19 protein-coding genes and 1 pseudogene are annotated in these 22,727 nt (G+C 72.9%); 8 read left to right on the top strand and 12 right to left on the bottom strand.

What is annotated here, in order from left to right:
* Nucleotides 1-48: 48 nt before the first annotated feature.
* Together AB2U05_RS36195 and AB2U05_RS36190 are read right to left on the bottom strand one after the other, a co-directional pair.
* Entirely contained in the window at nucleotides 49-441 is a 393-nt protein-coding gene (locus AB2U05_RS36195) for a ribonuclease domain-containing protein (protein ID WP_369185663.1), read from the bottom strand.
* 110 nt (nucleotides 442-551) lie between these two features.
* A complete protein-coding gene (locus AB2U05_RS36190) occupies nucleotides 552-1,700 on the bottom strand; it encodes a DUF6183 family protein (protein WP_369185662.1) in 1,149 nt (382 codons plus the stop codon).
* Nucleotides 1,701-1,829: 129 nt separating this feature from the next.
* Here AB2U05_RS36190 and AB2U05_RS36185 point away from each other — a divergent pair, with 129 nt between their 5' ends.
* The gene (locus AB2U05_RS36185; RefSeq protein ID WP_045699957.1) at nucleotides 1,830-2,483 is read left to right on the top strand and encodes a dihydrofolate reductase family protein; all 654 of its coding nucleotides are present in this window, start codon (nucleotides 1,830-1,832) and stop codon (nucleotides 2,481-2,483) included.
* 120 nt (nucleotides 2,484-2,603) lie between these two features.
* Here AB2U05_RS36185 and AB2U05_RS36180 read toward each other — a convergent pair whose 3' ends face one another.
* Both AB2U05_RS36180 and AB2U05_RS36175 read right to left on the bottom strand, forming a co-directional pair.
* Complete coding sequence (locus AB2U05_RS36180) at nucleotides 2,604-3,485, bottom strand: geranyl diphosphate 2-C-methyltransferase (protein WP_107073060.1); 882 nt, start codon at nucleotides 3,483-3,485, stop codon at nucleotides 2,604-2,606.
* A gap of 65 nt (nucleotides 3,486-3,550) precedes the next feature.
* Nucleotides 3,551-4,894 carry a family 2 encapsulin nanocompartment cargo protein terpene cyclase gene (locus AB2U05_RS36175; protein ID WP_369185661.1) on the bottom strand — a complete coding sequence of 448 codons (1,344 nt, stop codon included), beginning with the start codon at nucleotides 4,892-4,894 and terminating at the stop codon, nucleotides 3,551-3,553.
* Between the two features lie 587 nt (nucleotides 4,895-5,481).
* On the opposite strand from AB2U05_RS36175, the gene AB2U05_RS36170 reads away from it, so the two are divergent.
* The 4 genes and pseudogenes from AB2U05_RS36170 (at nucleotide 5,482) to AB2U05_RS36155 (ending at nucleotide 9,165) form a co-directional block, all read left to right on the top strand.
* Nucleotides 5,482-5,916, top strand: coding sequence for a hypothetical protein (locus AB2U05_RS36170; RefSeq protein WP_045699956.1), 435 nt, complete (start codon nucleotides 5,482-5,484; stop codon nucleotides 5,914-5,916).
* A 202-nt stretch (nucleotides 5,917-6,118) separates the two neighbouring features.
* Nucleotides 6,119-6,802, top strand: a pseudogene (locus AB2U05_RS36165) (SPFH domain-containing protein); the annotation flags it as partial.
* Between the two features lie 18 nt (nucleotides 6,803-6,820).
* On the top strand, nucleotides 6,821-7,723 hold the full coding sequence (locus AB2U05_RS36160; RefSeq protein WP_369186055.1) for a serine/threonine-protein kinase: 903 nt from the start codon (nucleotides 6,821-6,823) through the stop codon (nucleotides 7,721-7,723).
* 119 nt (nucleotides 7,724-7,842) lie between these two features.
* Nucleotides 7,843-9,165 (top strand): radical SAM protein, encoded by a 1,323-nt coding sequence (locus AB2U05_RS36155; protein WP_369185660.1) that lies wholly within the window; start codon nucleotides 7,843-7,845, stop codon nucleotides 9,163-9,165.
* Nucleotides 9,166-9,215: 50 nt separating this feature from the next.
* Here the strand turns inward: AB2U05_RS36155 and AB2U05_RS36150 are convergent, their stop codons facing one another.
* Both AB2U05_RS36150 and sph read right to left on the bottom strand, forming a co-directional pair.
* On the bottom strand, nucleotides 9,216-10,037 hold the full coding sequence (locus AB2U05_RS36150) for a thioesterase family protein (RefSeq protein ID WP_369185659.1): 822 nt from the start codon (nucleotides 10,035-10,037) through the stop codon (nucleotides 9,216-9,218).
* Between the two features lie 135 nt (nucleotides 10,038-10,172).
* The gene (gene sph, locus AB2U05_RS36145; protein WP_369185658.1) at nucleotides 10,173-11,180 is read right to left on the bottom strand and encodes a sphingomyelin phosphodiesterase; all 1,008 of its coding nucleotides are present in this window, start codon (nucleotides 11,178-11,180) and stop codon (nucleotides 10,173-10,175) included.
* A gap of 283 nt (nucleotides 11,181-11,463) precedes the next feature.
* Between sph and AB2U05_RS36140 the strand changes: the two genes are divergently transcribed.
* The 3 genes from AB2U05_RS36140 (at nucleotide 11,464) to AB2U05_RS36130 (ending at nucleotide 14,311) form a co-directional block, all read left to right on the top strand.
* A complete protein-coding gene (locus AB2U05_RS36140; protein ID WP_369185657.1) occupies nucleotides 11,464-12,144 on the top strand; it encodes a hypothetical protein in 681 nt (226 codons plus the stop codon).
* A 57-nt stretch (nucleotides 12,145-12,201) separates the two neighbouring features.
* Nucleotides 12,202-12,771 carry a hypothetical protein gene (locus AB2U05_RS36135; RefSeq protein ID WP_369185656.1) on the top strand — a complete coding sequence of 190 codons (570 nt, stop codon included), beginning with the start codon at nucleotides 12,202-12,204 and terminating at the stop codon, nucleotides 12,769-12,771.
* Nucleotides 12,772-13,036: 265 nt separating this feature from the next.
* On the top strand, nucleotides 13,037-14,311 hold the full coding sequence (locus tag AB2U05_RS36130) for a hypothetical protein (RefSeq protein ID WP_045699947.1): 1,275 nt from the start codon (nucleotides 13,037-13,039) through the stop codon (nucleotides 14,309-14,311).
* A gap of 79 nt (nucleotides 14,312-14,390) precedes the next feature.
* Here the strand turns inward: AB2U05_RS36130 and AB2U05_RS36125 are convergent, their stop codons facing one another.
* The 6 genes from AB2U05_RS36125 to AB2U05_RS36100 are packed head-to-tail and all read right to left on the bottom strand — an operon-like array spanning nucleotide 14,391 to nucleotide 22,698.
* Entirely contained in the window at nucleotides 14,391-15,125 is a 735-nt protein-coding gene (locus tag AB2U05_RS36125; protein WP_369185655.1) for a ribonuclease H, read from the bottom strand.
* Nucleotides 15,126-15,168: 43 nt separating this feature from the next.
* A complete protein-coding gene (locus AB2U05_RS36120; protein ID WP_369185654.1) occupies nucleotides 15,169-17,418 on the bottom strand; it encodes a trehalase family glycosidase in 2,250 nt (749 codons plus the stop codon).
* Nucleotides 17,415-19,505 (bottom strand): beta-galactosidase, encoded by a 2,091-nt coding sequence (locus AB2U05_RS36115; RefSeq protein WP_369185653.1) that lies wholly within the window; start codon nucleotides 19,503-19,505, stop codon nucleotides 17,415-17,417. Before AB2U05_RS36115 ends, AB2U05_RS36120 begins: the two co-directional genes overlap by 4 nt.
* 2 nt (nucleotides 19,506-19,507) lie before the next feature.
* Nucleotides 19,508-20,371, bottom strand: a complete 864-nt coding sequence (locus tag AB2U05_RS36110; RefSeq protein ID WP_045699944.1) for a carbohydrate ABC transporter permease — start codon at nucleotides 20,369-20,371, stop codon at nucleotides 19,508-19,510.
* On the bottom strand, nucleotides 20,368-21,294 hold the full coding sequence (locus AB2U05_RS36105; protein WP_369185652.1) for a carbohydrate ABC transporter permease: 927 nt from the start codon (nucleotides 21,292-21,294) through the stop codon (nucleotides 20,368-20,370). Before AB2U05_RS36105 ends, AB2U05_RS36110 begins: the two co-directional genes overlap by 4 nt.
* 12 nt (nucleotides 21,295-21,306) lie before the next feature.
* On the bottom strand, nucleotides 21,307-22,698 hold the full coding sequence (locus tag AB2U05_RS36100; RefSeq protein WP_369185651.1) for a sugar ABC transporter substrate-binding protein: 1,392 nt from the start codon (nucleotides 22,696-22,698) through the stop codon (nucleotides 21,307-21,309).
* Nucleotides 22,699-22,727: the final 29 nt, after the last annotated feature.

Raw genomic sequence — 22,727 nt, 5'->3', positions numbered from 1 at the left:
CCCCGGCCGGGCGGGCCGGGGTCCGAGGGCGCAGCAGCCCCAGCGGCCTCAGCAGCCGAAGTTGATCAGCCGGAACGTCGCGTAGTGGTCGCCGGTGTAGTAGTCCTCGTGGTACCGCTGGCCGGTGACGATCCGGCGGGTGCCGCGGGTCGGCGCGCCCGGGGTCACCACGGTGTACTCGTGGTAGTAGCCGGAGCGCTGGCTCGGCAGGACGCCCTCCTTGTTGGTGAACACCACGCCGTCCTGGCGGTACGGGAACGGCCCGCCGGAGGCGATCAGTTCGAGGGTGGTGTGCGCCTGCGCCGGGAGGGCGGACAGGCACACCGAGCCGCTGGTCGCGGCCTGCGCCTCGGTGGCGACGGCGAGCGGCGCGACGACGGCCAGGGCGAGGGCGGCGGTGACGGCGGCGCGGGTCTTCCACGCGCGTAGAGTTCTGGTCATGCCCACAGCATGGCGGCCGCCCCGGCCGGCCGGAAGGCACGTTCGGAGTCTTCACCTCCGGTCAACTTGCCGTACCGGCCGATGACTTGAACCGGTACGGCGAGGCCGCGTCAGCCGCCGTTGTAGTCGGTGGCGGCCAGCACGGCAAGTCGGCGGCGGCCGGGGCCGAGGGCCAGGACGCCGAAGTCCATGAAGTCCTCGACCCACCAGTCGGTGGACACCCTGAAGCCGTACCAGGTGCAGTCCTCGACCCGCCGGATCACCTCCTCCGGCGACGCGTCCGGGTCCGCGCCCGCGAGCGCGGCCATCGAGCGCCAGGCGGCCAGCCGTCCGTAGGCGCCGTGCCAGAACTCGTTCGGGTGCCCACCGCCGACCGAAGCGGCGGCGAACAGGCGCTGCCAGACCTCCGTGGCCGCGGTCGGGACGACGACCGGCCGCATGCGGAGCCCGTCCAGGCAGTCCAGCGGCAGCTCCGCCAGCGTCCCGGGCAGCGCGTCCGGCGCGAGCTCCGCGTCGGCGAGGAACACCGCGGCCTCGATCCGCCCGTTGTGCCGCCGGGCCCACCGCCGCACGGCGGCGGTCAGGTCGGGGGCGTCCTCGCCGATCTCGACCGGGACGGCGGCCGATGCGCCCGAGCCGGCCAGCGGTTCGCCCTCCGGCAGGCCGTACCCCACCCCGCCGGCCATCCCGCCCCGGAAGAACTTCGGCACCGCCGGCTCGCCCTCGAACGGGGCGAGCGTCCAGGGCAGCCAGGCCAGCGGATGGTCGGCCCAGTGCGGGGAGGCCTCCGCCCAGGCCACCGCCTCGCGCAGCCGGGCCACCGGCGCGCCGCGCAGCACCAGTTCGTGCACCAGGCAGGCCCGCAGCTCCTCCCGCACGCGCCGGGTGCGCCGGGCGCCCGGGTCGGCCACGAACACCGGCCCCAGCGCGGCGAGCGGCTGGTACTGGGCCAGCACGGCGGCGGCCACGCGCTCGGGCCGCCCGCCGCGCTCCCAGGCGCCCAGGCCCAGCGACAGCGCGCGCTCGACGTTCGCGCGGCCGGGGGTGGTGGTCACGTCCCAGCGGATCCGGTTGAACAGGAAGTGGAGCTCGGCGTCGACCCATCCGGAGCCGTAGCGGGTGTGCAGCGCGAGGGCGAACTCCTCGAGGTACGCCGTGTCACCGCGCGCCAGGTGCGCGTCGAGGTGATCGCAGATGTCACCGAAGTAGTCCCGCCGCCCGGCCAGCCCGTCCACCAGCTGCTTGATCGTTTCTGCCACGACGGGTGAGCCTAGCCCTGCGCCCGATCTCGCCGACACCGATATCCGGTGCGTGACGCAGCGTCACGATGTCACACCCAGGCGTTAGCGTGGCCCCGCAACGACGTCCGAGCAGCAGGAGGTACCACCGTGTCCCTGGTCCGGGTCCACAACTTCTCGATCTCCCTCGACGGCTACGGCACCGGCGAGGGCCAGACCCTCGAGGAACCCTTCGGCCACGCCGGCCACCGCCTGCACGGCTGGTTCTTCGAGACCCGCACCTTCCGGCGGATGACCGGCCAGGCCGGCGGCGAGACGGGCGTGGACGACGCGCTGGCCCGCACCTGGGCCGACGGCATCGGCGCGGAGATCATGGGCCGCAACAAGTTCGGCCCGCAGCGCGGGCCCTGGGAGAACGAGGACTGGCAGGGCTGGTGGGGCGACAACCCGCCGTTCCACACGCCGGTCTTCGTGCTCACCCACCATCCGCGCCCCAGCCTGGAGATGGCGGGCGGCACGACCTTCCACTTCCTCGACGCCACGCCGGAGGAGGCGCTGCGGCGGGCCCGGGAGGCGGCCGGCGGCAAGGACGTCCGGATCGGCGGCGGCCCGAGGACCGTCCGGGCCTTCCTGGCGGCGGACCTGATCGACCACCTGCACGTGGCCGTGGTGCCGATCGTGCTCGGCCGGGGCGAGTCGCTCTGGGAGGGGCTGGAGGGCCTGGAGGAGCGCTTCGACACCGAGGTGGTGAGCAGCCCGAGCGGCATCACCCACCTCACCTTCACCAGGCGGCCGAGGAGCTGAGACCGAGGGAGGAAGCTCAGAGGGGAACCCCGGGGGCACCCCGGGGGAACCTCCGGGGAACGGAGGCGGGCGGCCTCCCCGCACCAGCGTGGGGAGGCCGCCCGGCGGGGGCGCGTCCGGTCAGACCCGGTCGGCCGCGATCAGCACGTACTGGAAGGAGCCGTCCTTGTACGACTCGATGAACGCCTCCTCGATGCCGGTGACCAGCGAGGTGGTGTTCCGCAGCTCCCAGTAGGGCAGGGTGTCCGGGGTGAGGTCGATGACGGCCTGCGGCACCAGGCGGTTGTCGGCCATCGCCCGCAGGTACTCGCGGCGGGAGTGGATGTTGCACTCGAAGTGCGCGTTGATCTGCGAGACCCACTTGGACGGCTGGCCGTACTTCGGGTTCCAGCAGCCGGTGATGGTGACGTACCGGCCGCCGACCGCGAGCACCCGGGAGTGCTCGGCGAACAGGTCGTGCAGGTCGACGTACATGCTGGACTCGTTGTTCCACGAGCCGGCGATGCTGCCGTTCGCCAGCGGCATGTCGAGCATGTTGGCGACCCGCGAGCGCACGAACTCGCCGATGCCCAGCTCGGCGGCGCGCTTGTTCCCGAACTCGGCCTGCTGGGTGGAGAGCGTCAGGCCCTCGACCTTGCAGCCGAAGCGCTGGTGGGCCATCACCATCGAGCCGCCACGCCCGCAGCCGGCGTCCAGCAGGGTGGAGTCGGGCCGGATGTCACCGAGGTGGTCGAGCAGCACGTCGGCCTGCGCCGACTCCAGGCGGTGCAGCTCGGCGATGACCTTCTTCTCGCGCTCGCTGTCGGCCGGGTCGCCGATCGCCGCCTGGTCGATCTCGCCGATGCCGTAGTGGTGGTGGTACAGACCGTCGACGTCACCGAGGCGCAGGTTGACCGGGCGCGCCTCGTGGTCCCAGTAGCGGGCGATGTCGCCCTGGTAGGGGGTCGCCGGGCCGGGGATCGCGGCGTCGGTGGCGGTGGTCAGATCGTCGGTCAGGGACATGTGGGTCAACTCCAAGATTCTCAACAGTGGTTGCGGGACGAGGTGGCTGCCGCGACGCGAGGTCGTTACCAGAAGTCGGGCAGGCTGTAGCGGTGCGTGTTGGTCTGGTGCCAGTAGTGGTTGCCGTCGAGCCAGGCGGCCACGCCGCGCAGGAACCGCACGAGCGTCGGCACCGGGCAGGCGACGGCCAGCGCGGCGGACTCGGCCTCGAAGGCGTGCATCAGGTCGTTGTGGACCTCGACGGCCTTCAGGTAGCCCTCCTTGCGGGAGACGCCCTCGCGCTCGGAGATCACCACGGGCAGGTTCAGGTGCAGTCCGGGGCTGGACAGCTCCTTGGTATACGAGTACAGGTCGTTGACGATGGTGGTGGCGTTGCCGGCCAGTGCGATCACCCGCTGCAGGGCGGGCAGCGCGTGCAGTTCGACGGGCAGTTCGTAGCCGCCCACCGTGTCGGTGATCGTCGGGCAGGGGCGGAAGTTGTTGAACTGGCGCATCGCCAGGTACTCCCACACCTCCGGGACGTGGTCGGTCTCGGACCAGGCGGCCTCGGCCAGGTACCCCAGGTGGAGCCGCGCCATGTCGTGCCGGAAGCGGTCCGCCTGGGACGGCGTGGAGGCGCGGACGAAGTAGTCCATCGCCGAGCGGTACGAGCGCCGGGCCGCGTCGGAGGAGAGCGAGGCCTCCCAGGCCGGGTGGTACTCCGGCGTGGTGTGCAGCGGGTCCAGCGCGGTGTGCGCGAGCAGCAGGCGGCTGCCCAGGCCGATCGGCGACCCGCCCAGGTCCTCGCAGTAGCAGTCGTCCACCGCGTTCTCGGCGACCATCAGCCGGGCCGCGAGCATCAGGTGGTCGACGCTGGGCGCGTCCGGATGGCAGGCCACCATGTAGCGCCCGGTGGAGAACCCGTCGAAGTCCTTCTCCCACTCCGGCGGGTAGAGCTCGATCTCGTCGATCGCCCAGGCCTTGATCTTCAGGCTGAGCGCCTCCACCCGCACCGGGTCGGGCTCGGCGATCGGATGGTGGTACAGGCCGGGGATCGGGTCGCCGAGCCCGGGCTTGCCCCCGCGCGGTGCCTCGGCCGGGGCCGGGGCGAGGGTCGTGCCGAGCAGCGCGGACAGGCCGGGAACGTGCAGACCGGGGACGGCCGGACCGGGGACGGACGGCACCTCGACCTCGGGGGCCCGGACCTCGGGCGCCTGGACGTCCGGGACGTGGACCTCCGGGACGTGCACCTCCGGGGCCTTGATCGTCGGGGCCTGGATCTTCGGCGCCTCGACCTCGGGCACGACGGCCTCGGGCACCTCGGCCGCCGGGGCCTCCGCCGCCGCGGCAGGCGGAGGCGTCAACTGCAGCCCGGCGGTGCCCAGTCCACTGGGCCCGCGCAGGATCCGTTCCATGGCGGTGGCGTTCATGCGCCCACCCCCGCGGCGAGGACGTCCGCGGGCGGTGAGCCCGTTGTGGTGCGCAGGGGCATGGAGCCTCCTCTGAGAAGGATCGCAAGATATGACGGGTCATCACCCCGCCTGCCGCGAAGGGGAAATCCACACCTCGGACCCCGTCTCGCTCGGTCCCCCACCGTAGGCGCGAAAGCGCGTTCCGGATCGCAACGGACGATCTTCTACACCCGATCAGGTGAACGTTCCTGCCGACTGCGTGTGGACGCGCCCTTGTCATGCATCTGCGCGCCCCCTGTCCCGGCCTCACCGTTCGGCACCCGGGCCGGTGGGTCGTCGCCACGCAACGTCAACTTCACGTCCTCCGCCGTGTCCTGACCGCCGGTGGCGCGCTGGACCGGTCACGGCGGGGGCTGTTCGAATGCGGATCGCCCGTCGTCGACGGTCCGACACCGGCCCGCCGCGGATACGAGCTTCCCGAGGGAACGCGCAGTGACGACGATGACGATGCCGGACTTCTCCATGCCGTGGCCCGCCCGCCTCAACCCCCATCTGGAGACGGCCCGCGCCCACAGCCTGCGCTGGGTCCGGGAGAGAGCCGCCCAGTGCGCCGCCTGCACGCCGCGGTGGCCGACTGGGCGGGCTGGTCCAACGACATCGTGTCGTACCAGCTCGACGTCGAGCACGAGGACGAAGTGCACAACGGCCTGATCGCGCTCCAGCGCTTCGCCGACTGTGACCTGCCCCGGGCCGTCGACGTGGTGAACGGCATCCTGACCGCTCGCCTGCGCGAGTTCGAGTCCATCCGCGACAACGAACTCCCGGCCCTGTCGGACGACATGCGGCTCTCGCCCGAGGACCGCGCGGCACTGACCGGCCACGTCCGGGCCTGGCAGGACTGGATCGCCGGGTGGCTCGCCTGGCACCTGCGGACGGGCCGCTACACGGACTTCCGCACCCAGTCCACCCTGCCCACCCTGCTGCGGCGCGGCCCGGTCGGCCTCGGCACCGCCGCCGCCCGGATCGGTGCGAGCGCATAGCACCGGGCCCCGGCCCCCGGCGCGCGGCCGCCCCGCGAGGGGGCGAAGTCGGCACCGTCTTGTACCGCACGGGAGTTGAGCCTCGCCCCGGCCGGCCGGGCTATAGGCATCACGATGCGCGTCTGTCAGACTTCGGGCCCGGACACTGCCGGACGTCGTCCGGACCGCATGTCCGATGTGCTGACGGGCGAGGGGGGCCGCAGTGGAGCCGGTACTCATCCTTCTCATCGCGCTGGTCGTAGCGCTGGCCCTGGCCCGACCGATCCGGGTGATCCCGCAGGCCCGCGCCGCGATCGTGGTGCGCTTCGGCCGCTACAGGCGCACGCTCAACGCCGGCCTGCACCTCGTCATCCCGTTCATCGAACGCGTCCGCGCCCGGATCGACCTGCGCGAGCAGGTCGTGCCGTTCCCGCCGCAGCCGATGATCACCCGGGACAACCTGGTCGTCAACATCGACACGGTGGTCCACTACCAGGTCACCGACCCGCGGGCCGCCACCTACGCGGTCGCCGATTACGCCGAGGCGATCGAGCAGTTGACCGGCACCACGCTGCGCAACATCATCGGCTCGATGGACCTCGAAACCATCGTGGCCTCCCGCGAGGTCGTCAACACCGGCCTGCTCCGCGGCCTCAACGAGGCCACCGGCAGGTGGGGCGTCCGGGTCAACCGCGCCGAGCTCAGGACGGTCGAGCCGCCCACCTCCATCCAGGACTCGATGGAGAAGCAGATGCGCGCCGAGCGGGACAAGCGCGCCGCGATCCTCACCGCCGAGGGCCAGCGCCAGGCGCAGATCCTCAAGGCCGAGGGCGAGAAGCAGGCCGAGGTGCTCAGGGCCGAGGGCGAGGCGAGAGCGGCGGCGCTGCGCGCCGACGCGGGGGCGGTTGCGGGAGCCGTCGTCGGGGTGGACGGGGGAACACCGGCCGCGCCGCTGCTGCCCCCGCAGGCGTTGCTCGGGCCCAGCCATCAACCGTTGCGGGGGGACGACCCGCGCAGCATCGGCCGCTACCAGCTGACAGCTCGGCTGGGCGAGGGGGGTATGGGGACGGTCTTCCTCGGGCGTTCCGCCGGTGAGCGCCTGGTCGCGGTGAAGGTCATCAGGCCGGAGCTGGCCGCGGACACCGAGTTCCGACTGCGGTTCGGCCGTGAGATCGAGGCCGTGCGCCGGGTCGGTGGATTCCACACCGCGTCGGTGGTCGCCGCCGACCCGCAGGGTGATCCGCCCTGGCTGATCACCGAGTACATCCCCGGCCTGCCGCTGCACGAAGTCCTGAGGCATTTCGGTGCGTTGCCGAGTCGGAGTCTGCACACCCTGGCCGCCGGGGTCGCCGAGGCGCTGGAGGGGATCCATGCCTGCAACATCGTCCATCGCGACCTCAAGCCGAGCAACATCATCATCTCCGGCACCGGGCCCCGCGTCATCGACTTCGGCATTGCCCGGGCACTCGACGGCACCACGCTCACCGGTTCCGACCAGGTGATCGGCACGCGGGGATTCCTGGCCCCGGAGCAGTACATCGGAGGACCGGTCACGTTCGCCACGGACGTCTACGCCTTCGGCATGGTGCTGTGCCATGCCGGAGGGGCGGTGCCGCTGGACGACAGTGCGGTCTCGGAGTCCGTCCTCGGTCTGCTGCCGGCCCAACTGGCCGACCTGGTCGTCCGCTGTCTCGACCACGACCCCCACCGCCGTCCGACCCCTACCCAGATCGTCGAGCACCTCTCCCGAAGCCGCCCGCCCGCCGGCGACTGGCTGCCGCTCCCGGTGCGCACGCTGATCGACCTGCACAGCGCGCCCACCGGCTAGTGACCCGGCCCGGCGCCCGCAGCCGGTCGACCGGGCCCGCGTGCGCGGGAGCGGGGTAAGGAGGAGAAGAATGGCCCCAGGCGCCGTGCAGGAACGGTGCCAGGAAGGAAGACCAGCGCATGGACAGCCAGGCCGGCAGCCGCACCGCACTCGTCGAGGACCTGATGGGCCGCTTCCCCGACGTCCCCCGGGAGGCGGTGATCAAGGAGGACCTGCTGCGCGGCGGCATGGCCTTCGACGAGTCCGCGCTCAGCGGCAGCACCGGCGCCGGGGGCGGCGAGGTCAAACCGAAGTCCTACTTCATCTTCTCCTTCGACCACCGCACCCTGCCCGAGCTGGGTGCGGCGGCGCTCAACCGCCCGCCGGAGGAGGTCGTGCTCACCGGCGGCCCGTACGGGCTGCGCCGCACGGTGGTGTCGGTGCGGGTCAACCCGGACTCGCCGTACCGGGTCGGCGCCGGCGACGACGGCACGCTGGGCCTCTACCTGGACGGCGTGCGGATCGCCGACGTGGGCCTGCCGCCGATGCCGGACTACTACCGGCACACCCTCGCCAACGGGAAGTCGGTGATGGAGGTCGCCCCGACCATCCAGTGGGGTTACCTGATCTACCTCACGGTGTTCCGGGTCTGCCAGTACTTCGGCGCCAAGGAGGAGTGCCAGTACTGCGACATCAACCACAACTGGCGCCAGCACAAGGCGGCCGGCCGCCCGTACACCGGGGTCAAGCCGGTCGAGGAGGTGCTGGAGGCGCTGGAGCTGATCGACAGGCACGACACCGCCCGCGCCTCCCAGGCCTACACCCTCACCGGCGGGGCGATCACCTCGCAGGTCGGCGGCCGGGACGAGGCGGACTTCTACGGGCAGTACGCGAAGGCGATCGAGGAGCGCTTCCCCGGCCGGTGGATCGGCAAGGTGGTCGCCCAGGCGCTGCCGCGCGCGGACGTCCAGCGCTTCCACGACTACGGCGTGCGGATCTACCACCCCAACTTCGAGGTGTGGGACAAGCGGCTGTTCGAGCTGTACTGCCCGGGCAAGGAGCGCTACGTCGGCCGCGACGAGTGGCACCGCCGCATCCTGGACTCCACCGAGGTGTTCGGCCCGGAGAACGTGATCCCCAACTTCGTGGCGGGCGTGGAGATGGCCGCGCCGCACGGCTTCACCACGGTGGACGAGGCGATCGCCTCCACCCAGGAGGGCCTGCGCTACTTCATGTCGCACGGGGTCGTGCCGCGCTTCACCACCTGGTGCCCGGAGCCGACCACCCCGCTCGGCAAGGCCAACCCGAACGGCGCGCCGCTGGAGTACCACATCCGGCTGCTGCAGGCCTACCGGGGGACGCTGGAGGAGTTCGGCCTCTCCTCCCCGCCCGGCTACGGGCCGGCCGGTCCGGGCAAGGCGGTGTTCTCGGTCAGCTCCTTCATGGACTCGCTGCCGGGCTAGCAGCGTTCCGGTGGTCCCCCTGCACGCCCGGGCAGGGGGACCGCTCGGGGTCAGCCGCCGTTCAGCGCGCGGACGGTGAGGATCTGCTCGGCCCGTCCGACCGGACCGTCGACGTCGTGCAGCACGGTGCTGGTGACACCGTGCCCGGCCGGGCCGAAGGTGACGGCGGTGTCCAGGCCGGTCCAGCGGCCGCCGGGGCGGCGGTGGAAGTGGATCGTCAGGTCGGTGTTCGGGAACATCCACACGGTGGGGTCCTGCCGGACGGCGATGCCGTTGGCGGTGTCCACCAGGGCGATGAAGGCGGCGTGCGGGCCGCACGGCTCCCCCGCGACCAGGTCGAGCGGGGTGGACAGCCAGGCGGCGGCCCGGCCGGGGGCCGCCGAGCGGCGGCGGGCGTCGAGGGAGGCGATGTAGCCGCCGTTCCACTGGTCGGCCATCGCCCACGGCTCGAACTCCTCGGGCGCGGGCAGCGGCTGGTCGTGGGTGCCGGCGACGGCGGAGGTGTCGGACTCGGCGAGGTACCAGGCGCGGGCCCGGACCACCGCCCGGCCGGCGACCGTGAGCACGGCCTCGACCAGCTCGATGGTGCGGCCGGGGCGGACGGTCTCCACCGTGATCTCGCACTCGTCGAGGGCGATCAGGCCGAGTATGTCGTAGCTGATCCGGGCCAGCGCCAGGGCGTCGCCGGGCCGGCCGCCCTCCGCCCGGCGGTCGGCCCGGTGGCGGTCGATCGCGTGGGCGATCAGACCGCCCACCGGGCTGAAGTGCTGCTCATCGGTGTGCCAGGCGCCCTGCGCGTGCGCGGTGGGCTTGAAGTGCCGCTCGCCGGTGCGCTGGTAGTAGCTGTCGGGCTCGGCGGTGGGGGTGGACAACGGTGGTTCTCCTCGGGCCGGATCGCGGGGTGCCGGCGGGCGCCGTGTGACGGCCGGTGTCCGCGCTCAGGATCGTAGGCGGCCGAACGACCACGGGCGCTGTGAATCGCCCCACACCTTCGCCGCCGCTGCCCGCTACTGTGCCCGGCCCGCGACCAGCGGGTAGTGGTCGGAGAGGTCGGTGTAGGTGTAGCTCTTGCCCCAACTGCTCACCGTCCAGGGCGCGCTGTGCACCCGCAGGACGTGGTTGAGGTAGCTCTGCGGCCGGGCGTGGTCGGCGCGGTAGAGGACGTGGTCGAGGTCCTCCTTGGGCTCGCCCGGGTACCGGTAGGCGGCGATCGAGTTGTCGACGGTGTCGAAGGAGTACGGCCAGCCGGTGCGTGCCGAGGCCCGGGCGAGGTTGCCGTTGTCCAGCAGGGCCTGGAACTCGGTGCCGTGGGAGTCGATGTTGAGGTCCCCGGCGACCAGTACCGGTTCGGCGGCGGGGATCCGCTTGGCGTCCAGGAAGGCGCGCATCGCGGTGAGCTGCCTGGCCCGGATCGCGGCGGGCTGGCCGCTGGAGCAGCCGGAGTCGGTGGACTGCAGGTGGGTGCCGACGACGTGGGTGCGCACGCCGTTCACGTCGAGCACGGCGTAGGCGAAGCCCTTGTTGGAGAAGTAGTCCGAGCCGCAGGCGTCCTTGAAGACGTACTGTTCCTTGCGCAGGATCGGCCACTTGCTGAGCAGCATCACCCCGCCGTCCTCGGGGGTGGCGGCGCTGTAGCTGCCGGCGGTGGCGTCCCAGCCGCCGGTGGAGCGGCCGACCACGGGAGTGCGGTACGGGTAGGCGGCGGAGGCCCGGGCGGCGAGCGCGTCGGAGGCGGCGTTGTCGAAGGCCTCCTGCAGCACGACCACGTCGTGCCCCTGGAAGAAGTCGGCGGAGGCGATGGCCTGCGCGCGGTGGGCCTGGCCCCAGTTGGGGTAGAGCGAGGTGCTCATCAGGAAGGTGTTGTAGCTGAGCACGTCGAGCGGGGGCGCCGTCACCGGGGCGCTCTCGGCGGAGGCGGGGGCGGTGCCGAGCGCGGCGAGCACGGTGGCGGCGGCACCGATTGCGAGCGCCCGGCGCAGCGACAGCAGGCGCAGGGACGGCAGGGGCAGCGGCATGGGGGCTCCGTGGGGGTGTCGTGGGAGGGGATGTCATGGGATGTTGTGCATCCAACTTCGCGTCCGGCACGGCCCGCAAGACATCGGGCGAGCATCCGGTGAACTCGTCCGTAACAGCACGACCCGTCAGTGACACGGGCCCCCTGGGCCCCGGCAGGACGCTCCCCCACGGCTCCGCCGGTCGAAGCGGTACCCGGCGTTCCGCTTGTCCCGGCCGACCGTCAGACTGTCGCGGGCGATACGCGCGGCACCCACCCACCCGCGGCACCGAAACGGGGACGGCATGGCAGGCAGACCGAACAAGAAGCGCAAGAGACCGCTCGCCGAGGGCGTCCCGCGCCCGCCGAAGCGGGTGAAGCGGACCCCCTGGGAGCCCGCGCCGCGGACCGTCCGCCGCACCGCGCTGCTGGTCGGGCTGCTGGCGCCGGTGCTGATCGTCGGTCTGGCCGCGGTCGGCAGCAACCCGGACTACCAGGCGCCGTGCGCGATCCTCGCCGTGTTCGTGCTCATGGCGGCGCTGATCGGGACGCTGCTGGTGCGGGCCACCGGCTGGGTGCTCTGGCCCGCCGTGGCGCTCGGCCTGCTGATGCTGGCGCTGCCCGAGCACGCGCTGCGCGCCCAGCTGATCGGGCACCGCGGGGTGCGGACCGAGGTGGTGGTCACCGCGGCGCACAGCTCGAAGTCCCGGTACGGGACGGTGAGCTGGTCCTGCCACATCCGCCGGGCGGACGGGCAGCCGCTGCCGCACGGGACGTTCAGCGGCGCCGGCTGCTCCTCGAACCTGTCGGTCGGGCAGAGCGTCCCGGTGATCGTCGACCCGTCCGGCTGGGTGCCGCCGGTGGGGATCGGCGAGGACACCACCTTCAGCGGCGCCACGCTCTACGCCGTCCCCGGCTTCGCCGTGCTGTGGGCGGCGCTGGTCCTCGGCGCGGGCCGGCGCACCCTGCGGGAGCGGAAGGCCTGAACCGGATCCGGCCATCCCCCTTCTCCAGCCCAGGAGTTCGGGCGTAGTGTGCCTGCCGTGAACGAACTGGTCTATCGGGGGAAGGACCTGCTCCGCCCCTCCGTCTTCCTCACCGTGCTCGGCCTCCTGCTCGTGGAGGCCCTGGTCGCCGGCCTCAAATTCGGCCCGGTGGGCGTCGCCTGGGCGGTGGGCCTCACCGTGGCGATCCTCGCGCCCTCCTTCTTCTACACCTACCGCAGCTGGAGTTCGGTCGGCCCGGCCGGCATCACCATCTGCTGGGGCGGCGGCAAGGGCCGCACCTACCCGTGGCACGAGATCCGCTGGATCGACGTCCGGGAGACCAAGAACCGGGGCAATACCTCCTACGCCGTCCGCTTCTACGTCACGGGCGGCCGGCGCCGGACGCTGCCCGGTCTGATACACAGCCCGGTGTACCCGAACCCGGACTTCGGCGCCCACTTCCAACGGGTCGTCCAGTGGTGGGAGTTCAGCACCGACCCGGCCGTCCGCGTCCAGCCGCCGCGCACACTGCGGGACAAGGTGTCGCCGCAGGCGCTCGGCGCGCTGCTGGCCGTGCTCATCGTCGTGGGGGTGACCCTCGGCGTGGTGCTGTCGCACAGCGGCTGAGCCGCGGCGACACGGCCCCGGGCACGGGCGGGGACGGACGGAGGCGGGCTCGGGGGGCGCGGGGGGGCCGTGCGCGGCACCCGCCCGTCGCGGTTAAAGCCTCCGTCAAAAATGCCTGTCGCACCTTGTTGCTAGTGTGATCACATGTGTAGGCGCCGCGGCGCCGCACGCCACCGGGGAGGGAACGGCCCGGCCGTCGCGACCGGACCCGATTCACACAGGAGTCACCATCAACACCGCCATTCGCACGTCCGCCCGTCGCGCCGTGCCCGTCGTCGCCATCGCGGCGATGCTCGCCGCCGGCGTCACCGCCTGCGGCACCGCCAAGGAGCTGAGCGCCCAGGAGAAGGCCGCCAAGGCCTTCAACAAGGTCGGCGACAGCAAGACCGCCGCCATCACCTTCTCCATCGACGCCACGGCCGACCAGATCATGGACTTCGCCAAGGCCACGGACGACACCACGGAGCGGAAGGCCGCCGAGGCCATGTCCGGGCTGAAGATCGCGGTCGCGGTCTCCGCCGACAAGCCGCTCAAGGACGTCGAGGCGTTCAAGCAGGCCCAGGGCTCCGCGCCGGCCAAGGACTACACGCCCGACAAGTCGCTGCGCCTCGCCTACACGCTGTCCGACCGCAAGGGCACCCAGCTGCTGGAGTTCCGCGAGGTCGACGCCAAGGCGTACCTGCACCTGGACGTCAAGGCCCTGGCCAAGCTGACCGGTCAGGACCCGGCCGAGATCGACCAGGCCACCAAGGACCTGCCCGCCGACCTGACCGCGGTGCGCAACGTCCTGGCCGGCAAGTGGGTCTCCTTCGACATGCAGGAGTTCGCCGACGCGGCCAAGAAGGCGGACGGTGCCAAGGGCACCGCCGGCGCCCCGGCCGCCAAGCCCACCGCCGACCCGCAGGCCGCCAAGGACCTGTACAACTCGCTGAAGGACGTCTTCCAGCGGACCGTCACCATCGAGGACAAGGGCAAGAAGGACGGCGCCGACCACCTGTGGATCAGCGCGCCGGCCCGCCAGGTCGTCGACGAGGTGTTCAAGGCGGTCAAGCCGCTGTCCGACAAGTTCCCGAAGGAGTTCGGCAAGTTCCCGACCTCGGCGCCGTCCAAGGGCGTTCCCGAGGGCAAGGTCGGCGTCGACGTCTACCTCAAGAACGGCGCGTTCTCCTCCGCGACCTTCGACGTCGCCCAGCTGAACGAGAAGGTCGGCCCGGGCATCGTCTTCCCGGTGAAGCTCACCTACGACCAGTCCGCCCCGGCCGTCGAGGCCCCGGCCGACGCCGCCAAGGTCAGCATCGAGGAGCTGCAGAACACCGCGATGCAGCTCGTGATGGCGGGCGCCAAGGGCCCGGGCGGCATGGGCGGCCCCGGCGGCATGGGCGGCGAGGACCCGGCCGGCGCCACCCCGGCCGCGCCGCTGACCGACGCCCAGCTCAAGGAGCTGGCCGCGGCCGGCGTCCCGGCGGAGCAGGCGCAGATGTACAACAAGTTCGGCCTGACCTTCGAGGACATCAAGGACCTGGCCTCCAAGGGCGCCTGATCCCCGTCCCCCTCGGTCCCTTCCGGCCGGCCGCGCCTCCCGCGCGGCCGGCCGGAGCCCGTTCAGGACTCCCGTGGGCTCAGGCGTGGGCCGCGGCGCACTCCGGGTGGCCCCAGCTGGCGCCCACCTTGGTGATCTTGTCGCCCTTGGCGTACGGGCGGGAGCACGGGCAGGTGCCGGGGAAGCGGGCGGCGAGCGTCCGGGGGCCGCCGCTCCTGGAGGACGACGCGGACGAGGACGACGAGGACGACTTCGCCGCCGAGGCGGTCTTCGCGGCGGCCTTCGCGGCCGGCCGGGTGGCCCGGCGGGCGGTGGCGGCCGGGGCCGGGTCGGGCACCGGCAGGTCGGCGGCGGTGCCGCCCGCGGACCGCTGGGTGCGGGCGGCGTCGCTGGCGGCCTTGTCGGCGATGGCGTTCAGCGGGTCGCCGTCGACCTGGTGGGCGGGCACGTACACGAAGGTGACGTCCCGGCCTTCCAGCAGCGCGTCGATCCCCTGGATCAGCTCCTGGTTGGCGACCGGCTTGCCCGCCGCCGTCTTCCAGCCGTTGCGCTTCCAGCCCTTGAGCCACTTGGTGACCGAGTCACGGGTGTAGGTGCTGTCCAGCCGGACCTCCAGCGGCACCGCCGGGTCCGTGTCGGCCAGCAGCTCCCGCAGCGCCGTCAGTTCGCCGACGTTGTTGGTGCTGTGCCCGAGCGCGCCGGAGCGCCAGCGCTGGGGCGCCCCGGCACCGTCCGCGACCACGTAGGCCCAGGCCGCCGGGCCCGGGTTGCCCTTGGCTGCTCCGTCACACGCTGCAATGACTCGTTCGACCATGCCCCCGATCATGCCTGGCCGAGCGGCCGGGAGCCAAAGTCGCTCACTCCCGGGGCTCCCGGAGCAGCGGCAGCAGCAGGGCCGCCGACCAGCTGAAGTTCGTCGAGTTCCGCCCTTCGCCGGTCAGCGGCTGGTAGTTCTCCCGCACCGGGCCGGTGCCGGTGAGGCCCTGCGCGGCGGTCAGCAGCCGCTCGACCGTGCGGCGGGCGTCCTGGTGCCAGCCGTACCGGCGCAGGCCCTCGACGGCGAAGTAGGTCTGGTCGAGCCAGGCCAGGCCGCGCCAGTACCCGACCGGGTCGAAGGAGGCGCAGCTGCGGGCGACGGTCGGGAAGGGCATCGGGGTGCCGAACTCGGCCGGGTCGAGCAGCAGCCGGCGCACCGTGCGGGCCTGGGCGGGGGTGGCGGTGCCGGACCACAGCGGGATCACGCCCTCGATGCCGCGGCCGCGGGCGGTCAGCCGGGTGCCGGTGGCGAGGTCGGTGTCGTGGAACCAGCCGCCCGCCGGGTCGTACATGGTGCCGCGGATCGCGGCGTCGATCCGGTCGGCACCGGCGCGCAGCCGGTCGGCGGCGGGGTGGTCGCCGAGTTCGGCGGCGATCAGGGCGAGGTGGCGGTGGTCGGCGGCCAGGTAGGCGTTGAGGTCGACGGAGCGCTGGGTGAGCGACCAGCCGAGCAGGGTGCCGGCCGCGTCCCGGTTGGGGACGACGGCGGTGCCGAGGGCGGCGTCGAAGCGCGGGGCGTTGTCCATGCCGGACTCCCAGGCGGCGGCCTGGCGGCGGTCCTCGGGGGTGCCGTTGGCCGGGTCGAGGGTGGCGCCGTACTGGCACAGGCCCTCACCGTGGTGGTCCCGGGTGCGGTACCACCACGCCTGGTAGGCGGTGAGCTTGGGCAGCAGCTCGCGCAGGAAGGCGCGGTCGCCGGTGCGCCGGTAGACCTCCCAGACGGCCCAGGCGGCCAGCGGGGGCTTGGAGTTGCGCTCGTTCCAGTTGCCGCCGCCGGTGCTCGGGTCGTTGTAGAAGACGCAGTCGGGGACCATGCCGGCGTCCTGGGGGCGTTCGGCGGAGCCGGCCGGGACCTGGTGGTCGAAGACGGCGCGGATCTGGTCGGCGGCCAGCGCGGGGGCGAAGACGGCGGTGCCGACCGCCTGCTTCCAGGTGTCCCAGGCCCAGACGCCGCTGAACCACTTGTTGGAGAGGCTGGGGGTGACGGCGTCGTGCCGGATCCGGCCGGCCGGGCTGCGCCAGTTGGTGACCAGGGTCTGCACGCACTTGACGGCGGTGCGGCGGCGCTCGGCCGGGACGCCGTCCGTCGCCCGGGCGAGGTAGCCGGCCCAGCGGGCCGCGCCGGCCGCCGCGACCGCGTTCGGGGCGCGCAGGGCGGCCTCCGACTCGGCGGCGGCGCGGCTGCGGTCGGCCTCGGTGAAGGTGTAGCTCTCGGTCCAGTGCAGGCTGCGGGCCTGGCCGGGGGCGAGCCGGACGGGCTCGGCGAGTTCGGTGCGGTGGGCGTCGCCGCCGGCGTCGAGCACGACCCGGACGGGCTGGGCGTGGCGGACGGTGAAGCGTTCGGTGCCGTCGGTGAGGTAGTCCCAGGTCTGCCGGACGCGGGCGAAGCGGACCTCGATGCCGTGCTCGGCGGCGGTCAGCCGCGGGGCGTCGTGCTGCGGGCCGGCGGCGGGGCGCAGCAGGGTGCCGGTCCAGGCGGCGCCCAGGGTGCGGTCGGTGGGGCCGGCGTTGGCGAGGCGGGCGTGCAGGAGGGCGGTGCGGTTTCCGGCGTAGCGCAGTTCCAGGGTGAGGGTGAGGCCGGTGCCGAGGTCGAGGCGCTGGCGGAGCAGGCCGGGCAGCGCGGTGAGCTGAAGGACGGTGGGGTCGAGGGGGCGGTCCCGTTCGGTGAGGTGGAGGCGGGTGAGGCCGTCGCTGAGCCACCAGGGGTACTCCTGGGCGAGGTGGAGCGGGCCGGTGAAGCCGCCGAGCGGGTCGTCGGGGCGGGGCAGGGCGTAGGCGTGCCAGGCGCCGAGGTCGGCGAAGACGGTGATCGGGTTGGTGCCGCTCGGGTCGCCGGGGTAGGCCTGGGCGGGGGTGCCGTGCAGGTCGAGGACGTCGGGGTACTGGTCGGCCGCCGCGTTCCCGGCTGTCGCGTTCTCGGCCGTCGCGTTCTCGGCCGTTCCGTTCCCGGCCGTCGTGCTCCCGGCCACGGGCGGTTCGTCCGCACGGGCGGTGGCGGGCGCCGCGAGGACGACGGTGGCGGTGGCGGTGGCCGTGGCGGTGAGGAAGTGGCGGCGGGTCAGCGGGGTCACGGGCGCTCCTCGGTGGGCGGGGTGCGGAGGACGGCCGCGCCGAGCGGGGCGAGGGTGACGGCCCCGGCGGCTTCGGCGCCGGTGAGCAGGTCGGTGCCGGTCAGCGGGCGTGTGCCGGTGAGCAGGGATGTACCGGTGAGCGGGTCGGCGCCGGTCCGGTCGAGCGGCACGCGCCGTTCGGCCGGCGTGTGGTTGAGCAGGAAGAGGTAGCCGGTGCCGTCCGCGCCGTACCGGCGGGTGGCCTCGACGCCGTCCGGCAGGTCGGGGAGTTCGGCGCGCACCCCGGCTTCGGCGAGCGGGAGGTCGAGGACCCGGCCGGTGTCGGTACCGAGGTGGCAGCTCAGGTACCAGGCGCTGCCGGCGCCGTGCCGGTGCCGGGTGACGGCGGGGCGGCCGGCCAGTTCGCCGTCCGTGTAGCGGGCGACGGTCGCGGCGCCCTCGGTCTCGATCCACTCGCTCCAGCGTTCGGCGCGCAGGGCGGTGCCGTCGAGGTCGACGGCGGTGGTGGCGCCGTCCGGGATCGGCCAGTGCTCGTCGACGACGACGCCGAGCAGGTCGCGCAGCGGGCCGGGGTGTCCGCCGGGGTGGACGTGGTCGTGCCGGTCGGTGATGCCGCTGAAGGGGCCGCAGACCAGGCGGCCGCCGGCCCGGACGTACCGGTGGAGCCGGTCGGCGGTGGCGGTGTCGAGCAGGTAGAGGTTGGGGGCGAGCAGCAGCGGGTAGCCGTCGAGCTCGCCGGTGGGCTGGACGAAGTCGACGGTGATGCCGCGCTCGTACAGGGCCGCGTACCAGGGCCGGAGCAGGTCGGTCCAGCGCATCCGGGCGGAGGGGTGGTCGTCGAGTTCGAGCGCCCACCAGCTGTCCCAGTCGAGCAGGACGGCCGCCTGCCCGCGCAGTCGGCTGCCGGCGATCTCGCCGAGGCGGCGCAGTTCGGCGCCGAGGGCGACGGTCGTGCGCCAGCCGCGCGCGGCGGTGCCGCGGTGCGGGAGCATCGCGCTGTGGAACTTCTCGGCGCCGGCCGCGGAGGCGCGCCACTGGAAGTGCAGGACGCCGTCCGCGCCGCGGGCGAGGGCCTGGAGGGACCAGAGCCGGTGGAGGGCGGGCGGTTTGGGGACGTTGACCGGGCGCCAGCTGACGGCGGAGGGGGCCTGTTCCATCAGCAGCCAGGGCCGGCCGGCCTTGAGGGAGCGCATCAGGTCGTAGGTCAGGGCGGCGTGGACGTGGGCGTTCGGGTCGGCGGGGTCGGGGTAGGCGTCGTCGGAGACGAGGTCCTCGTGCCGGCTCCACTCCCAGTAGTCGAGCGCCTTGAGCATCGACATGAAGTTGGTGGTGACGGGTACGCCGGGCGAGAGTTCGTCGAGGACGGCCTTCTCGGCGCGGTAGAGGGCGAGCAGCGCGTCGGAGCAGAACCGGCGCCAGTCGAGCAGCTGGGTGGGGTTGACCGGGCCGGGGGCGGTGCGCGGCGGCTCGACCTGGTCGAAGGAGGTGTAGCGCTGGGACCAGAAGGCGGTGCCCCAGGAGCGGTTCAACTCGTCGACGTCGCCGTGGCGTCGGCGCAGCCACCCGCGGAAGTCGGCGGCCGAGGCGGGGCAGAAGCACTCCTGCACGTGGTCGCCGTACTCGTTGTGGACGTGCCACAGGGCGAGTGCGGGGTGGTCGCGGTAGCGTTCGGCGAGCGCCCGGACGAGCCGGACGGCGGCGGCCCGGTAGGCCGTCGAGGAGGGGCAGTAGTGCTGGCGGGAGCCGAACTCCAGCCGGACGCCGTCCGCGGTGACGGGCAGCACCTCGGGGTGGGCGCGGACCAGCCAGGCGGGCGGCGAGGCGGTGGCGGTGGCCAGGTCGACGGCGATGCCGTGGGCGTGGACGAGGTCGAGCAGCCGGTCGAGCCAGCCGAAGTCCCAGTGGCGGGCGTCGGGTTGGAGCTGGGCCCAGGAGAAGACGCCGACCGTGACCAGGTTGACCCCGGCGGCGGCCATCAGCTCGACGTCCTCGGCCCACACCTTCTCGGGCCACTGCTCGGGGTTCCAGTCGCCGCCGTACAGCAGCCCGGGCACCCGGGTGGGTCCGGTCCCGTGGTTCGCGGTCATGGTCATCCCTTCAGGGCCCCGCCCAGCAGCCCGGCCACGAACTGCCGCTGGAACAGCAGGAAGAGCACCATCAGCGGCAGGGTGGCGAGGAAGGAGCCGAGCATCAGGCCGGAGTAGTCGACGTGGCTGAGTCCGGTCAGGGTGTTGAGGGCGACCGGCACGGTGTACTTGTCCTGGGTGTTGAGCATCAGCAGCGGCCAGATGAAGCTGTTCCACTGGCCCATGAAGGTGAGGATCACCAGTGTGCCCAACTGCGGCCGCACGCACGGCAGCACGACCTGGTAGAAGGTGCGCAGTTCGCCGGAGCCGTCGATCCGGGCGGACTCCAGCAGTTCGTCGGGGAAGTCGAGGAAGCTCTGGCGCATCAGCAGGACGCCGAAGGAGTTGGCGAGGAAGGGCAGGATGACGGCCTGGTAGCTGTCGATCCAGCCGAGGTTCGCCATCATCTGGAACAGCGGGACGAGCAGCACCTGGAGCGGGATCATCAGGGTGGCGAGCACCGCGCCGAGCAGCAGGCCGCGGCCGCGGAAGCGGTACTTGGCGAGGCCGTAGCCGCACATGGCGGAGAGCAGGGAGCTGAGCAGGGTGTGGACGGCGGCGATGCCGAGGCTGTTGAGCAGCACCCGGCCGAAGCCGATGCTGTCCTGGAGGTGGGCGAGGTTGCGCAGCAGCCGGCCGCCGGGCAGGAACGGCGGCGGGGAGTGGAAGAGTTCGGCGCTGCTGTGGGTGCTGGCGAGGAGCATCCAGGCGAACGGGATCAGGCTGAGGACGGCGCCGAGGGTAAGGACGGCGAGGGCGGCGGCGCGGCCGAGCCGGGCGGGCAGCGGGCGGCGGGGCCGCTGCGGGCGCACGGGGGTGCTGCTCATCGGCGGCGTTCCCTTCCGTAGAGCCGGAACTGCAGCAGGGAGACGGCGGCGATGAGGAGGACGACGACCCAGGCGATCGCGGCGGCGTAGCCGAAGTCGAGCTGTTGGAAGCCGACCTTGTAGAGGTAGACGACCGGGGTGAGGGTGGCGTCGCCGGGGCCGCCGCGGGTCAGCACGTAGTTCTCGTCGAAGAGCTGGAGGGTGCCGATGGTGGAGGTGATGGTGCAGAACAGCACCACCGGCCGCAGTTGGGGCAGGATCACGCCGGTGTGGGTGCGCAGCGGTCCGGCGCCGTCGAGGGCGGCGGCCTCGTACTGGTCGCGGCCCACGGCCTGCAGGCCGGCCAGCAGGATGACGGCGTTGTAGCCGGTCCAGCGCCAGGTGACCGAGCCGATCACGGAGATCCGGGCCCAGGTGGGCGAGTTGAGCCAGTCGACGGGCTGGAGGCCGAGGGCGTGCAGGAGTTGGTTGGCGAGGCCGCCGTCGGTGCGCAGCAGGACCTGGAAGACGACGGCGTAGGCGACCAGGGTGGTGATGGCAGGCAGGAAGAACACGGCGCGCCAGCCGGCCCGGAAGCGCAGCCAGGACTGGTTGAGCAGGACGGCGAGGACGAGGGCGAGGCCGATCATCACCGGTACCTGGACGGCGAGGATGAGCGCGGTGTTGACGAGGGAGTGCAGGAAGGCCGGGTCGTCGAGCAGGCGCCGGTACTGGTCGAGGCCGACCCAGACGTCGACGCCGTCGCGGCGGGCGGTGAAGCTCTGGTAGAGGCTGGCGCCGAGGGGGTAGGCGAAGAAGGCGGTGAACAGGACGGCGGTGGGGCCGGCGAAGAGCCAGGCGGCGGTGTGCGGGGAGCGGCGGCGCCGGGCGGGTGCGGCGCTCGCCCGGGGTGTGCGCAGGGCGGCGGTGGCGCTGCTGGTCATGGCGCCCGCCCTTCAGGAGACCGGTGGGCGGCCGGTCGCGGTGGCGATCTGGCGGGCGGCGGAGCGCAGCGCGGTGCCGGGGTCGGCGCCGTTGTGCAGGACCTGGTTGACGGCGGTGGTGACGATGTCGCCGGCCTTGGTGTCGTCGGCGGTGCGCTCGACGGCGGGGACGGCGCGGGCGAGTTCGGCGAACAGCTTCATGACGGGCTGGTCGGCGTAGTAGGGCGCGGGCTGCTGGAAGTAGGGGTCGTCGAGGGCCGGGAGGTAGGCGGGGAAGAGGCCTTCGTGCTGCATCATCGAGGTCTGGTTGGCCCGGTCGGCGAGCAGGAAGTCGAGGAAGGCCCAGGCGAGTTCGGGGTTCCCGCTCTGGGCGGGGACGCACAGGACGGAGCCGCCGCTGTTGGAGGTGCGGCAGCCGCCGGGGGTGAAGGCGGGCAGCGGGACGACGCCGAACCTGCCCTTGAGGTCGGCGAGGTCGCCGGTGAGGGTGCCGTCCCACCAGGCGGCGGTGGGGGCGGTGGCGGCCTTGCCGTCGTGGGTGCCGGAGACGAGGCCGTCCCAGCCGTCCTCGAAGTCGACGAGGTCGCGGTCGACGAGCTGTTTGAGCAGGGTGAGGGCGCGTTCGGCGGCGGGGGTGGCGACGGCGACCTTGCCGTCGACGAACCAGGCCTGGCCCTGCTGTTGGAGCAGCATGCCGAAGGTGGTGTCCTTCTTGGCGTCGAGGATGAGCAGCTTCTTGCCGGTGGCGGCCTTGAGCGCGGTGCCGGCGGTGAGGTAGTCGTCCCAGGTGGCGAGGGTGGCGGGGTCGATGCCGGCCTGCTGGAAGTGGTCGCGGCGGTAGAAGAGGGCGCAGGGGCCGCTGTCCCAGGGGAGGGCGTAGACGCGGCCCTTGGTGTCCGTGACGGTTCGCCAGGTGGCCTCCGGGTACTTGTCCTTGAGGCCTTGGGCGCGGCCGGTGAGGTCGACCAGGGCGCCGGGGAAGGTGCCGAGGTAGCCGGGCACCTTGTGGCCCTCGACGGTGAGGACGTCGGGCAGGCCGCTGCCGGCGCCGAGGCCCACGGTGATCTTGTCGTAGGCGTTCTCGTAGCCGATGTCGAGGACGTCGACGGTGGTGCCGGGGTGGCGCTGTTCGAAGGTCTTGCCGAGGCGCTGCATGGCCTTGGCGGCGACGTCCCAGGACCAGATGGTGAGCTTCCCGGCGAGGGTGCCGGTCGGGGTGGCGCCGATCTGCTTGGCGTCCGTCCCGGCGGCTCCGCCGGTGGCGCAGCCGGCCGTGCCGGTGAGCAGCAGGGCGCCGCCCGCGGCTGCCCCGGCGAGCAGTGTGCGCCGGGTCGGGGCGAGGGCCGATCCCAGGGCTGTGCGGCCGAGTTGGGGGATTCGTTCGGGCCGGGTTCGTGCGGACATCTTGCCTCCCGACGAGTGAATGCCGAATG

The organism is Streptomyces sp. Y1 (genome assembly GCF_041053115.1).
Taxonomy (GTDB): domain Bacteria; phylum Actinomycetota; class Actinomycetes; order Streptomycetales; family Streptomycetaceae; genus Kitasatospora; species Kitasatospora rubellomurina.
The sequence above is the reverse complement of the archived record's forward strand: the minus strand, read 5'-3'. Positions and strand labels throughout refer to the sequence as shown.

What these genes read in the sequence shown, in the direction of transcription:
- AB2U05_RS36195 (WP_369185663.1), bottom strand. Translation starts at nt 441, where the DNA reads ATGACCAGAACTCTACGCGCGTGGAAGACCCGCGCCGCCGTCACCGCC.
- AB2U05_RS36180 (WP_107073060.1), bottom strand. Translation starts at nt 3,485, where the DNA reads ATGTCCCTGACCGACGATCTGACCACCGCCACCGACGCCGCGATCCCC.
- AB2U05_RS36175 (WP_369185661.1), bottom strand. Translation starts at nt 4,894, where the DNA reads ATGAACGCCACCGCCATGGAACGGATCCTGCGCGGGCCCAGTGGACTG.
- AB2U05_RS36155 (WP_369185660.1), top strand. Translation starts at nt 7,843, where the DNA reads ATGGACAGCCAGGCCGGCAGCCGCACCGCACTCGTCGAGGACCTGATG.
- sph (WP_369185658.1), bottom strand. Translation starts at nt 11,180, where the DNA reads ATGCCGCTGCCCCTGCCGTCCCTGCGCCTGCTGTCGCTGCGCCGGGCG.
- AB2U05_RS36140 (WP_369185657.1), top strand. Translation starts at nt 11,464, where the DNA reads ATGGCAGGCAGACCGAACAAGAAGCGCAAGAGACCGCTCGCCGAGGGC.
- AB2U05_RS36125 (WP_369185655.1), bottom strand. Translation starts at nt 15,125, where the DNA reads ATGGTCGAACGAGTCATTGCAGCGTGTGACGGAGCAGCCAAGGGCAAC.
- AB2U05_RS36115 (WP_369185653.1), bottom strand. Translation starts at nt 19,505, where the DNA reads ATGACCGCGAACCACGGGACCGGACCCACCCGGGTGCCCGGGCTGCTG.
- AB2U05_RS36110 (WP_045699944.1), bottom strand. Translation starts at nt 20,371, where the DNA reads ATGAGCAGCACCCCCGTGCGCCCGCAGCGGCCCCGCCGCCCGCTGCCC.
- AB2U05_RS36105 (WP_369185652.1), bottom strand. Translation starts at nt 21,294, where the DNA reads ATGACCAGCAGCGCCACCGCCGCCCTGCGCACACCCCGGGCGAGCGCC.
- AB2U05_RS36100 (WP_369185651.1), bottom strand. Translation starts at nt 22,698, where the DNA reads ATGTCCGCACGAACCCGGCCCGAACGAATCCCCCAACTCGGCCGCACA.